Source organism: Bradyrhizobium sp. 62B, from assembly GCF_030272265.2.
In the GTDB taxonomy this organism is placed as follows: Bacteria; Pseudomonadota; Alphaproteobacteria; order Rhizobiales; family Xanthobacteraceae; genus Bradyrhizobium.
On record NZ_CP092841.2, the window covers coordinates 568,133 to 581,662 of the forward strand.

At 59.2% G+C, this 13,530-nt stretch carries 7 protein-coding genes and 1 pseudogene; 4 read left to right on the forward strand and 4 right to left on the reverse strand.

Translation table 11 applies throughout. The annotated features are described in order from the left end of the window. Positions 1–23: 23 nt before the first annotated feature. Genes ML401_RS02690 through ML401_RS02700 form a run of 3 tightly spaced genes read right to left on the reverse strand, consistent with a single transcriptional unit; the run spans position 24 to position 3,136 of the window. Positions 24–1,685 (reverse strand): methyl-accepting chemotaxis protein, encoded by a 1,662-nt coding sequence (locus ML401_RS02690; protein ID WP_285809622.1) that lies wholly within the window; start codon positions 1,683–1,685, stop codon positions 24–26. Between the two features lie 23 nt (positions 1,686–1,708). Continuing rightward, entirely contained in the window at positions 1,709–2,029 is a 321-nt protein-coding gene (locus ML401_RS02695; RefSeq protein WP_259204752.1) for a plastocyanin/azurin family copper-binding protein, read from the reverse strand. Between the two features lie 21 nt (positions 2,030–2,050). After that, positions 2,051–3,136 (reverse strand): cytochrome-c peroxidase, encoded by a 1,086-nt coding sequence (locus ML401_RS02700; protein WP_285809624.1) that lies wholly within the window; start codon positions 3,134–3,136, stop codon positions 2,051–2,053. Between the two features lie 356 nt (positions 3,137–3,492). On the opposite strand from ML401_RS02700, the pseudogene ML401_RS02705 reads away from it, so the two are divergent. From ML401_RS02705 to ML401_RS02715, 3 genes and pseudogenes are all read left to right on the forward strand, one after another. Continuing rightward, positions 3,493–4,519: pseudogene (locus ML401_RS02705) on the forward strand (IS110 family transposase). 1,239 nt (positions 4,520–5,758) lie between these two features. Beyond that, positions 5,759–6,988, forward strand: coding sequence for an ABC transporter substrate-binding protein (locus ML401_RS02710; protein WP_285809625.1), 1,230 nt, complete (start codon positions 5,759–5,761; stop codon positions 6,986–6,988). A 218-nt stretch (positions 6,989–7,206) separates the two neighbouring features. Continuing rightward, a complete protein-coding gene (locus ML401_RS02715) occupies positions 7,207–9,351 on the forward strand; it encodes a hybrid sensor histidine kinase/response regulator (RefSeq protein WP_285809627.1) in 2,145 nt (714 codons plus the stop codon). An 867-nt stretch (positions 9,352–10,218) separates the two neighbouring features. Here ML401_RS02715 and fdhD read toward each other — a convergent pair. Further along, entirely contained in the window at positions 10,219–11,004 is a 786-nt protein-coding gene (fdhD, locus tag ML401_RS02720; RefSeq protein ID WP_285812801.1) for a formate dehydrogenase accessory sulfurtransferase FdhD, read from the reverse strand. A gap of 189 nt (positions 11,005–11,193) precedes the next feature. On the opposite strand from fdhD, the gene ML401_RS02725 reads away from it, so the two are divergent. Further along, the gene (locus ML401_RS02725; RefSeq protein ID WP_285809629.1) at positions 11,194–13,515 is read left to right on the forward strand and encodes an FdhF/YdeP family oxidoreductase; all 2,322 of its coding nucleotides are present in this window, start codon (positions 11,194–11,196) and stop codon (positions 13,513–13,515) included. Positions 13,516–13,530 lie beyond the last annotated feature (15 nt).

The window sequence follows — 13,530 nt, forward strand, 5'->3', positions numbered from 1 at the left end:
CCGTCTTCCGACGCGGGCGTTTCTCAAGCCGCCACGTTTGCAATGAAGCGATCAACGGAGGCGCGGAGCTGCGCGGCCTGATGGGAGAGGTCGTGCGCGGTGGAGAGGACGAGGTCAGCCGAGCGATTGGCGTTATCCGTTGCCTCCGCCGTCCCGGCGATGCTGCGCGCAACCAAGGCTGTGCCGGTCGCGGCTTGGCCGATGTTTCGCGAGATCTCGCCGGCAGCAGCATTCTGCTGATCGACAGCGGCCGCGATGCGGCCGGTGAACCTATCGATGTCCCCAATGATGTTCGCGATTGCGCCGACATTGTCGACGGCCTGGCGCGTGGCCGACTGGACGTCAGTGATCTGCGAGGAAATCTCCTCGGTCGCTCGCGCCGTCTGGGTCGCGAGGGCCTTCACCTCGGAGGCTACCACGGCAAAGCCCCGGCCCGCTTCGCCGGCCCGTGCCGCCTCGATCGTGGCGTTGAGGGCAAGTAGATTGGTCTGCCCCGCGATGGTGCGAATGAACCCGACGACTTCGTCGATCTGTTGGGCAGCACTAGCCAATCTGCCGATGGTCTGATTGGCGGCTTCCGCCATGGAAGAAGCGCGCTGTACAATGGCCGTCGCGTCCGACAATTGCGAGGTGATCGCCTGAACGGACTCGCCGAGCTGGGTAGCTGCGCTGGCGACCGTTTGCACGCTGGTCGAGGTCTCCTGCGCAGTGGAGGCGGCCTGGCTTGATTGTGTTCCGGCAGTGCGCGCGGTTGAGGCGAGGTTCTGGGCCGTATCTGTCAGCTCTCCCGTCATGCGATCGGTGTTGCTCAGCACCATCCCAAAGGCGGAGCGGAAAGCATCGATCTCGGATTCGAGGCGCTGACGGCGGCTCGTCTGTTGGGCACTGCTTTGGTCCTTGGCTGCAAGCAACGCGAGATCATCGTCGGCGCGAGCCTTGAGACTGGTTTGCATGACAGCAAGGGACTTCAAGAGGCGGCCGAGTTCGTCGCGACGGCGCACCGAGATGTCGTCCGTGAGATTGCCGGCCGCGACGCGCTCGGCGACGCGCACAGCGGCCGAAATCGGCCGGCTCATCGAATAGGAGAATGCCAGTGCGATGATCAGCCCGACTGCCACGGTGCCCAACGCGACCGAAAGCATCGTCGTGCGGGCCTGCTCTACCGCGGCCTCTGCGGCCGTGCGATAATCATAGCCGTAAGCGGCGACAAGTTCGACCAGATCGTCGATCGACGCAATCAATCTGTCGCCCTTTTGAGCGAGCAGAAAGCTGGTCGGGATTTCGTTTACCCCTCCGGGAGACGGCTTGAGGATCTTCAGCGCGGCATTCGACCAGTCCTTGAGCTCGCTCTCGACTTTCTCGCGCGCGGCCGCGACGGAAGGCGACGGGGCTCGCTCGCGCACCACGCCGAGATCGTCGAAGCTGCTGCGCACCAGCTTCTCGAACTTGTCAACCATGGCGCTCGAGGCGCCTGCAACGAGGCTCCGTTGCAGTGTCAGGCGCGCCTCGTGCAACGCGGCATGTGCCGAACGAGCGTGATTGATGCCCATGAGGGGGCCGTCATAGAGCCGCACCACCGTATCGCCGGCGCTGCCGATGGCCCGAATCCCGTAGAACGCGATTGCGCAGGCAAGCAGGACCACGACACTAAAAGCACCGAATATCTTGTAGCGAATCGACATCATGAATCTCCGGTGCCGGGCCGTGCCTAGTCGTTCACCTTGACCATCATCTTCATGCGCGGGTGTATTGCGCAGATGACCTGCACATCGCCGGCTTCCTTGAAGGTGACATCGGTCGACGTTCCCGGCGTTTGCGAGCCGAGGTTGAATTCGTTGCCTTTGCTGGCCGACATGATGTTGTGCGGCACGGTATCGTCATTGAAGAACGTGACGGCACTGCCCTTCTTCACCGAAATGGTTTCGGACGAGAAGACGCGACCTCGCTGATGGATCACTTCGGTTGCTGCATAGGCGCCCACCGAGAGACCGCAGACGATGACTCCAGTGAACAGGGCGAGCGTGCGCATGGGATATCCTTGTGTGATTTGTTAGCGAGGAAGGACGGGCACGGCCGTGGGGCCGAGTTCGCTGGTCAATGTCCTGAGGAATGCGACAAGGTCTGCCTTTTCCTGGGCCGTCAGATCGAGCGGCCGCATCAGATCCGACCGGCTCGGCCGATCGACCCCGCCATGATCGTAGTGATCGATGACCTGCTCGAGCGTCGCCAGGGAGCCGTCATGCATATAGGGGCTTCGCCGGCTGATCTCGCGCAGGCCTGGAGTCTTGAAGGCGTGCTGCATCTTGATGACGCCGGGCACGAATTCGCCGCGGCCGACATCCTTGCTGGGCAGGCCAATGTCCTGGAAGCCCTCGTTGGTGAAGTTCCAGCCTTCGTGACAGGCGGCGCATTGCGCCTTGCCATTGAACACCTCGAAGCCACGCTTGGCTTCTGCAGAGATCGCCTTCTCGTCGCCCTCGATCCAGGCATCAAACGGTGCGCGCTCGGAGACCACCGTGCGCTCGTAAGTGGCGATCGCCTTGGCCAGCGTCGTGGCCTTCATGCCTTCGCCGGGGAACGCCGTCTCGAACATGGGCTTGTATTCGGGTATTGTTCCCAGGCGCTCCATCAGCTGGTCGAGCTTCATGTTCATCTCGCCAGGTGACTGGATAGGTCCCAGCGCCTGCTCTTCGAGGGTCGGCAGTCGCCCGTCCCACATGAAGATCGCGCTCCAGGCGGCATTGATGATGGTCGGCGAATGACGGCCGAGATTCGCCATGCCATGCCCCACGCCGACGGCAAGACCATCGCCCCAGCCGAAGCCGGGGCTATGGCAGCTCGCACAGGACTGCGCGGACGTGACCGAAAGGCGCGTGTCGAAATAGAGCTTCTTGCCCAGCGCTGCCTTCTCGGGCGTGTAGGAGTTTTCCTTCGGAAACGGAATCGTCGAAGGTCGGCGATATTGCGCCTTCAACGCGTCCAAACCGCTAGGAGCGTTTTGGGTGATTTCGACCTTGCGGCTCTCGCCGACGACGGCAGCGCCGAAGCCGATCGTGCTGAAACCCAGGAGACATGAACCTGCGGATGCGATCGCCGCTGCGAGGAGCGCCGCAGAGTAGAAGCCGGACTTCGACATGCAATATCCCTGGAGATGCCATTTGCGACATCGAAAAAGCTTCGGCGTGATGAACACTTGATCACGATGCTTAAATTGCGGGCAAATCGTTAAATTATGTTTTCTCAACCACTGTCCATCTCAAAACTATTCGGAAGATCAGCAATCTGGGCGTGCGGGAAAAATTGGCAACAACCATAGAAGTGCCCTCCCACTGTGGCAGCCTCGATCTGTTCCCGAGCGCTCATTTAAAGTGAGCTATCCTACATTCAGATGCTACGTCCGCTTATGATGCTGTGGACGGCACCCCCACTGGCACGAGAGTGCCACGGTATGGGCGCCGCTTTTGAGGCTCCCACGATTCGGAGGAGCAGCCTATGCAGTCAATTTCGACGATCGGTCTGGATATTGCGAAGTCGGTCTTTCAAGTGCACGGCGTTCGATGCAGCCGGGCAAGTGGTCATACGGCGTCAGCTCAAGCGCCGTTTCGTGCTTTCCTTCTTTGCGAAGTTGCCGCCGTGCCTGGTGGGGATCGAGGCTTGCGCATCATCCCATTATTGGTCCCGTGAGTTGCAGGCGTTGGGACATACGGTGCGGTTGATGCCTCCGGCCTATGTGAAGCCGTACGTCAAGCGGCAAAAGAACGACAGCACCGGAGGCCATTTGTGAAGCGGTCACGAGACCCAACATGCGGTTCGTGCCGACCAAGACGGTCAAGCAACAGAGCTGTCTGATGCTTCATCGAGCGCGCCAACTCTTCATCCGCCAGCAGACTGCCGTCATCAATTCAATCCGCGCCTATCTTGCCGAGCTCGGGATTGTCGCCCCGGCCGGGCGCCGGGGCGTCGAGCAGTTGCTGGAAGTAGTCGCCGGTACAGCTGACCGCCGGCTCCCGGTGAAGGCCCGCGCGTGTCTTGAGGCTCTCGGCAGTCAGTTGCGGGCGCTGAAGGCCCAAATCCTGGAGTTCGACAGGCGCATTGTCGCCTGGCATCGATCGAGCGCGACGAGCAAACGGCTGGACGCGATCCCTGGTGTCGGTCCGGCGCTGGCAACGGCGCTGGTCGCGAGCGTTGCTGATGCCAGGGCGTTCCGATAGGTCGGGACTTCTCGGCCTGGGTTGGCCTCGTGCCGAAGCAGAACTCAAGCGGAGGCAAGGACAAGCTTGGCAGTATCAGCAAGCAGGGCGATCGCTATTTGCGCAGCCTGTTCACGGCCGGCGCACTCGGCGTGATCCGCTATGCCAAGATCCATGGAACGGGGCATCGGCCTTGGCTCACCGCATTGCTGGCGCGGCGAGCTACCAAGGTCGCTGCCATCGCGCTCGCCAACAAACTCGCCAGGATAGCCTGGGCGATGATGGCGAGGAACGAACGCTACAAGGAACCCGCCGCTCTCATGGCGTAAACGAGATTACGCCGGACATGCCGTCGGCGTGACCTAACGGTTGGAAGGGCGAACAGCACTTAATGCAGCGCCGGTCGATCCGGCGATCAGGACAACCCACACGGGCCACGGCATCTTCGAATGCGTGCTTTTGATCGGGACCTGATCCGCGGAGGGCATTATGGCCGGCGGTCACGTGAACCGCGCAAACTGGCCGAACACATGGCCGCTCCGACCAACGCCGCAAAGTGAAGATTCTCCTTGCCAACCCGGAGCCGTCCACACATGGCCCATCTCAGAGCCCGCATTGAATTTGCGAATGGCTCCGTTTGAGTAAGTTACTCAAAGAATAATTACTTCGCGCTTCGTATCAAAAGATACAGAACCCAACTCGGGGATGTATCATTATTCCTTCATCACGGACCGGACCTTGGCTTTTATCCGTGACGAGAACGCCGATTGCGCTCCCGCCTTCCTCCGATGGAAAGGAGCGCGTTATGACGATCATTCGTCGGCGTCGTTTCAAACAAACAAAGTCACTTAAAGAACGGCTTCTCGAAGAGGCTCACAAGCTTTTGGAGGAGGCTAGGTTGCTGCCACACGGATCGGTGCGCGACGAGGCATTAAGAAGAGCGAGGCAAGCAGAGACAGCCGCTCACATGGACGATTGGCTTAGCTCGCCCGGCCTACAGCCGCCGAAAAAGGACGATTTCCCGGGGGCGAGGTAAGGCCGCCTTAGTTCGCCGCCTCTTCATTTATTATGCCCTTACCTCCGCGTGTGGCCGATGGCTGCCTCGCGGCTAGCCGACAGGCGGGAGCACAAAACTCTCAGTTCCCGACGCCCAGGTATCGCAGTCGGCAATAACACTAACTAATCATATTTCGAATTCGCGGTCTGCTATTGGGAGACCCCGCAACGTAAAATTCCTCTATCTGTCGGGAGCCGACATGCCGCCCTTGGAGCATTCGTTGCTGAGGAAGGGCGCTCCGGCTTGGCGACCGAAAGTGCGTTGTAAGTCTCATCAGCATTGTCGGGCGGCCGGCATCGCGCGGCCTCCGTACCAGGTCCAGCTCGCTCTCTTGGGTTTCTTGTCACCTCCTGGTCGACCGATATTCCAAGGCGAGGAATTGTGCGCTGCGACGTCAGTCCGAATTCGGTGGAACTGCTATCGCGCCTGGCGTCCCCTTCATTGTCGTGCATACTCAAGAAGCCCGGCCGAGAAGCGTTAAACAAGAGCCGGACGTTTTGGGAGGACAAGGATGCGTAGTGATTACGTGAAGTTCGCTTGTTCGGTCGCCATCGCGGCGGCAACTCTTTTGACTCTCTCTGCCGCTGCCAATGCGCAGAAAAAGTACGATCCCGGAGCAAATGATACGGAGATCAAAGTCGGCAACATCATGCCGTACTCAGGTCCAGCGTCGGCTTACGCCACCATCGGCAAAACAGAGTCGGCTTACTTCAACAAAATCAACTCTGAAGGCGGTATCAACGGCCGGAAGATCAACTTCATCTCTTATGACGACACCTACAGCCCACCGAAGACGGTGGAACAGGCTCGCAAGTTAGTAGAGAGCGATGAGGTGTTGCTGATCTTTAACCCCCTTGGAACGCCAGGCAACACAGCAATTCAGAAGTACATGAATTCGAAGAAGGTCCCTCAGCTATTCGTCTCGACAGGCGCTGCCAAGTGGAATGATCCTAAGAACTTTCCTTGGACGATGGGGTGGCAACCAAGTTATCAAGTCGAGGCTCGCATATATGGCAAATACATCCTCCAAAACTACCCGGGGAAGACGATTGGGGTTCTCTACCAGAACGACGACTTCGGGAAGGATTACGTCGTTGGGTTGAAGGATGGGCTCGGTGATCAAGCGGGAAAGCTCATCGTCGTGGAGGCGCCCTACGAAACGAGTTCGCCAACGGTCGATTCTCAGATCGTTCAAATCAAAGGCTCAAACCCGGATATCTTCGTAAACATCGCAACTCCGAAGTTTGCTGCTCAGGCCATTAAGAAAGTCGCCGAACTAAACTGGCATCCAGTGCAGTTCTTGACCAACGTTTCTGGCTCTATTGGAGGTGTCATCAAGCCAGCCGGCTACGAGGCAAGCCAGGGGATTCTTTCGACAGCTTACTTGAAGGATCCGAAGGACGCCGAGTGGAAAACGGACCCTGCGATGAACGAGTGGCGAGCGTTCATGACCAAGTGGTATCCTGAAGGTGATCTTGACGACTCAGCTACCGTATTTGGCTATGGGGTCGCAAAGGGGTTAGAACAGGTACTACGGCAGTGCGGCGACAACCTCACTCGTGAGAATGTAATGAAGCAGGCCGCCAGCCTCGATTTTGAGATTGGGATCTATCTACCTGGCACTCGGATCAAGACCGGGCCCAACGACTTCGCTCCCATCGAACAGCTTCAAATGATGCGCTTCAAAGGTGAGAGCTGGGAGCGATTCGGTCCCATCATGAGCGGAGAGCGCGGCTCTTAAAACAGTGCAACGTGGCTCGCATCCGCTCCAAGCCGTGGATGCGAGCCATTAAGTTCTGTGCCCATTCGAAATGTGGAACCCATTTCCTTGATAGATCTAGGTTTGCCGGACAGACTCTCGGCGCAGCGGTTGGAACCAAAAACACACTGGCATCGGCAAGAAAACATGACTAAGGAGATATTTTGAAGTCTGCGGCTACTGGAGAGGCCTATTAAGCGATGAAGCAGCGGAAAGATGCAGCCCTCCGATGGCTGTGGTTTTCGCTGGCGGCCTCAATCATTGCTCCGGCTCTCGTGTTCGCATATGCGGCTTACTCCGCTTACCACGATGCGTTTGAACTGGCAGACGAGCGTATCGAACGCAGTTTGGAGGTATCAGCGGAGCAGGCTCTTCGCGTGTTTCGCTCGATCAACGTAACGCTGGACAGTATTGACCAGATCACTCGCGGCAAGACTGACTCGACGATCAAGGATTCTGGCGCTGAGCTAAGTGAGCGCCTGAAGCAGTTCGCGCATACCTTTCCAGACATCAGTTCAATTTGGGTGCTCGACCGAGATGGCGATGCATTACTCTCGTCTCTATTTTTTCCAGTCCCGCCTGCCTTCAACGCGCCAGAGCGAGCTCACCTAAAAGCAGAGCTGGCTCAAAGCGACGAAGCATACATTGGACGCGTGGTCAGTATCTCTCTGACGGGTGCAATCCTATTTCCGGTTAGCAAACGACGGCACGATAGCTCAGGTACTTTCAACGGCTACACGCTGATCTCTGTCTTACCGTCGGCTTTTGAAAATCTCTATGCAACGCTGCGCGGCAAATCGAGCGCAAGTTTTGCCCTGATTCGAGACGACGGTGCTGTTCTCGCCCGTCACCCCCTCGCGGCTCGTCCTGGCATCGTATTGGATCCGTCGAGCGGATTTGGCCAGCTGATCAAGAGTAGTCCGGAGGGGGGAAGATATACGACGGTATCGAACGTAGACGGACTAGAACGCCGCTTTGCAGTTAGAAAGCTTGTGGGACTGCCGGTGTATGTTTCTTCCAGCATGGAGACGTCCGAGATAAGAAGCGCCTGGCTCCGGCAAGTAGGTGGGTATCTGGCCATCGGCGCACCCGCCCTCGCACTGGTCTGCTTCTTCATCTTTCTCACCGCCCGTAGCACAGCCGCGTTTTATGCAGAGGTAGAACGTCGTGAAACTCTGGAGCAGGAGATGCGTCGCTCGCAGCGGATTGAAGCCGTCGGTCAGCTCACCGGCGGCATCGCGCATGACTTCAACAATTTGCTGACGATCATCATTGGCAATTTGCAGATGGCGATCCGCAGGGTTCCCGACGAAAAGCCTAGAGCGTTGCTCGAGAACGCTCAAAGGGGCGCGTTGAGAGCAGCCGAGCTCACTAAGCGTCTTTTGGCGTTCTCTCGGAAGCAAGCTCTCGACCCAAAGCCGGTCGATCTGAACAGACTTGTTCGAAATATGACGGACATGCTGGCTCGAACGCTTGGCGAGACGATCTCAATTGAAACAAACCTCACGCCTGATCTGTGGGAGGCGCAGGCTGACCTAACTGAGCTTGAATCTGCCGTGTTGAATTTGGCGCTCAACGCCCGAGACGCGATGCCGAATGGAGGCACACTCACACTCAAAACGGCAAACGCGTCCTTGGACGAGCGATTCTCCGCATCTTCTGATCAACTGAACTCCACGCAATACGTGGCCGTTTCAATCAAAGACACAGGAATAGGTATGGCCCCGGAAGTGGCAGACAAAGCTTTCGAGCCGTTCTTTACAACCAAACCGCCCGGAATGGGGACCGGCCTCGGTTTGAGCCAGGTCTACGGCTTCGTCAAGCAGAGCGATGGTGACGTTAGAATAAACTCAGCACCGGGTGCAGGCACGACAGTCACGATCTATCTCCCGCGACGAAAGGATGTCAGTGAACCAGCGCGCAAAGAGCGGGCAATCGGGGGCGTTCCCCGCGGGCATGGTGAACGTGTGCTGGTCACAGAGGACGATGAAGGCGTGCGGCAGTTTGTGGCAGGCACACTGGTCGAGCTAGGCTATGAAGTCATGCAGGCGCAAAATGGTGACGCAGCACTTAATGTGCTTGCCACAAGCTCGGTGGACCTACTCCTGACCGACGTCGTGATGCCGGGCATGAACGGGCGCACTCTAGCTGACGAAGCGCAGCGTCGGCGGCCTGGTCTGAAGGTGCTTTACATGACTGGCTACTCTCGCGACGCCATCGTTCATCAGGGTAGGCTCGATCGTGGCGTTTCTCTCATCCAAAAGCCGTTTACGCAAAGCGACCTCGCCGAGAGGGTGCGGAGCGTTTTGACGGCAGTTGAAACAGGAGAGGGAAGGCCGACCTAGGTCCGTTCACCTTGGGACACAATGGCGAATTGTGGGTCTACGAACTTGGGATGGGTGCTTAGTAAGCCAGCCTCGCTGAGGCTACTCAAGCCAGAAGTGGGTCTTTGGCCTGCTTCTTCCATAACTATGAATACGCGAATCGCCGCCGCGATTCGATGTTCAAACCGCTCCTTTGTTCGCATTATGTGACGCGGTGGCTCATTGAACAGCCCGTTCCTCGCTCGTTTGTCCGCCCATCCATTGAGGTGCCAAAAGAGCGGCGCAGCCCAACGCCATAGTATCGACCCGATGTCAGTTGACGAGGAAACGCGGCCTGGCGCGATCATTCGTCGAGCTAGGCATCGATCTTCGATTTGAGAACAGCGCAAGTGAATACGAGCTCCGCTGCAAAAATAAACGTAGCCGACAGAGGTATCATCGCGGTCACCGACGGGCTGCCTTGGTTAATCCTGACGGAGTTCGGATCGTTCATATTGAGCCGGAATGGCTTAACGCCCGCGCCGATGTTTTCAAAATCGCCTGACGTCGTCCGCATACTCCCCAGGTTCTGCGTCGTCCTTATCGCCGGTTGCAATGATCTGCAGGACCCCATCCGCAAGCGGCCTCTGTAGAGACTTAGCTTCCGCCCAAGGCTTCGGGGCCATGGGCCGTTCCTGGCTGAATCAGGCCAAGTCGTACGACGGCCAATAGCCATCCTCCTCATGGCGATAAGCGACGAACTCGTGAAGGAATAACTTCATAACAAGCACCGTGCAGTGACCACTCTGATTGAGAGATCGTTCGCGAACTTCACCGCGCGGGTTCTACCGGACAAATTGTCGGCGAGGGGCCGGTCGGTCCTCAAGTGTTTCTGCAGGGATCCGCCGGCTAAAGACGCCCAGGGGTGTGAGCGTAAATTCGCTCTGAGTGGCTGAAGATCTCGAACGCCTCTCCGCGCGCGATACCGACGACCGCGATGCCGGTTGCTTCCGCCGTCCGGATGGCAAGCGCGGTCGGCGCTGACATGCCGACGACGATTCCCGCGCCGATCGCTGCGGCCTTCTGCACCATCTCTACCGATATCCGACTAGTGAGGATGATGGCGCCAGCGCACCCGGCTATTCCCTCGACGGCGAGTGCGCCAGCGAGCTTGTCGAGCGCGTTATGCCGACCGACGTCCTCGCGAACCACCATGGACCTGCTGCCCGGCTGGAAAAAACCCGCCGCATGGGTGGCGTGGGTCGCGTGGTTGAGGGTTTGTAGCTCCGTGAGAGCTGCGATCGCTGCACCGATCTGTTGAGGCGCGAGGCAGGCGAGGTGCTCGACGGGCCGAACGATCCGGCCGGCTTCGCGCAAACTGTCGATGCCGCAAAGGCCGCAGCCGGTGGGTCCCACGAGCAGCCGCCGTCGCTCCTTCAGGCGCCGTCCGGCGTCCGGTCGCAGCCATAGCCGAAGTTCGATGCCGTCGGGACCCGGGACGACGGAGAGTTCCTCGATCTCGCCAATGTCCCCGATAATTCCTTCCGTAAGGCTGAAGCCTCGGGCCAAATCCGTCAAATCGGCGGGAGTCGCCATCAGCACTGCCGCGGTGGTCCCGTCATAGACGAGTGCTACCGGGCACTCCTCCGCTACGATGCGCGCATCCTGCGCACCGCTCGACGTCAGCCTTGGCATCGCGACCGAGGCGGGGGGCGTAGACGCGCTATCGCATACGTCGAGTTGAGAGCCGTGCATGGATGCGTCCTAGGATCGAGTCATGACGCGCGAGCCAAGGCAAGGTTCCGAACGCTTAGGAACTTGCGATGACATCTCGGGTTTTTGGGTGCAGGGCGCTAGGTGTGGTTTGCGATCGAAGGATGCGTCATGCGGCAAAAGGCAAAAGTCGAGAAAAACGATTCTCCCGCCGGTGGCTGGGGCTCTCTCAACGCCGTGGCTCACATCCTAACGCAGGAAGAGGTCGCGATCCTCGGCAGCGAGATCCTGCTGAAACAGAACAAGCCAGATGGGTTCATGTGCGTGAGCTGCTCCTGGGCCAAGCCGGCCAAGCCGCGGCCGTTCGAGTTCTGCGAGAACGGCGCCAAGGCGACTGCCTGGGAAGTGACCAACAAGACTGTGACGCCGGAGTTCTTTGCGCAACATTCGCTGGTTGAACTGCGAACCTGGTCGGATCATCAACTGGAGGAGCAGGGCCGCCTGACCACGCCGATGCGTTACGATAGGGCCAGCGACAAATACCTGTCGGTCGCTTGGGACGAGGCCTTCCGGGATATCGGCGCCGAGTTGAACCGACTCGATCCACGCTCGGTCGTCATGTACACGTCCGGACGCGCGTCGCTCGAAACGAGCTACATGTATCAATTGTTCGGCCGCATGTACGGGACCAACAATTTTCCCGACAGCTCCAACATGTGTCACGAGAGTACCTCGGTGGCGTTGCCCGAGGTGATCGGAGTTCCGGTCGGCACGGTGCTGCTGGAGGATTTCGACGTGACCGATTGCATCTTCTTTTTCGGGCACAACACCACCACCAATGCGCCGCGCATGCTGCATCCGTTGCAGGAGGCGGCGCAGCGCGGCGTGCCGATCGTGACCTTCAATCCCCTGCGCGAGCGTGGCCTGGAGCGCTTCGTCAACCCGCAAAATCCGCTGCAGATGATCGCCGGCGGCACGCGCATCAGCTCGCAATATTATCAGGTGCGGGTTGGCGGCGACGCCGCCGCCATCACTGGGATTTGCAAATGGGTGATCGAGACTGACGACCTCGCCCGCGACAATGGAACTGCGCGGGTCCTCGATGTCGCGTTCATTCAGGACCACACGGTGGGCTTCGAGGAGTTCGCTGCGTTCTGCCGGGCACAGGATTGGGATGAAATCGAGCGCGCCTCAGGGCTTTCGCGCATGGCGCTGCGCGAGGCCGCAAACACCTACATGGCGGCCAACGCCGTGATCGCCAATTACGGCATGGGCATCACCCAGCACAAGCACGGCGTCGAGACGGCGAAGATGATCATCAACCTGCTGCTGCTCCGCGGCAATATCGGCAAGCCCGGCGCGGGGATTTCGCCGATCCGCGGGCACTCCAACGTCCAGGGCCAGCGCACGGTCGGCATCTCCGAGAAGACCAAGCTGGTGCCGCTCGACAAGCTCGCCGAGCTCTATGATTTCGAGCCTCCGCGGTGGGAAGGGGTGTCCACCGTCGATGCATGCGAAGGAATCCTGAAAGGCAGCATTCGCGGCTTCGTCGGTCTCGGTGGCAATTTTCTGCGCGCTGTCCCGGAGCGGTCATTGATGGAGCCCGCATGGTCCGGCCTGCGCCTCTCCGTGCAGATCGCGACCAAGCTCAACCGCACCCACCTCGTGCCGGGCGAGGTCAGCTATCTCCTGCCATGCCTGGGCCGGATCGAGATCGACCGGCAGGATAGCGGCGAGCAGGCCGTGTCGATGGAGGATTCCACCGCCTGCATCCACGGCTCCCGCGGCCAGCGCAAGCCTGTGGCCGAACACCTTCTGTCCGAGCCGGCGATCGTCGCCGCGCTCGCGAAGGCGACGTTGAAGCCAAATCCGAAGGTCGATTGGGATGCATGGGTCGGCGATTATTCGAAAGTTCGGGACGCAATCGAGCGCACCTATCCCGACCAGTTCAAGGACTTCAACAAGCGCATGTTCGAGCCCGGCGGATTTCCGCGGCCGCTTGCGGCCCGCGAACGGAAGTGGAAGACGCCGAATGGCAAGGCGAACTTCACCGTGCCAAAATCGGCCTTTGCGCCGCCGCGCGAGAGCGACGGCATCTACGAGCTGATGACGATGCGTGCCGACGGACAGTTCAACACCACGATCTACAGTGAGGACGATCGCTTCCGCGGCATCAAGGGCGGCCGTTACGTTGTTTTCATGAATCCTGTCGACATGGAGGATGACGGGCTGAAATTGGGAGATACTGTCACCCTGGTGACGGAGGCGGGAGATGGCGTCGAGCGCAGCTTGAGCGAACTTCAGGTCGTTCCCTATGGCATCCCGCGCAGGAGCATCGCGGGCTATTACCCGGAGTGCAACGTGCTCATTCCGCTCTGGCATTACGCGGAGGGCAGCAAGGTGCCGGCGGCGAAATCCGTTCCGGTGCGTCTGTTCAAGGACGTTCCTCCCGAGATGATCGACGGGGAAGAGGCTGTGATTTCGGCGTCGTGACACGCCATTTGTAGC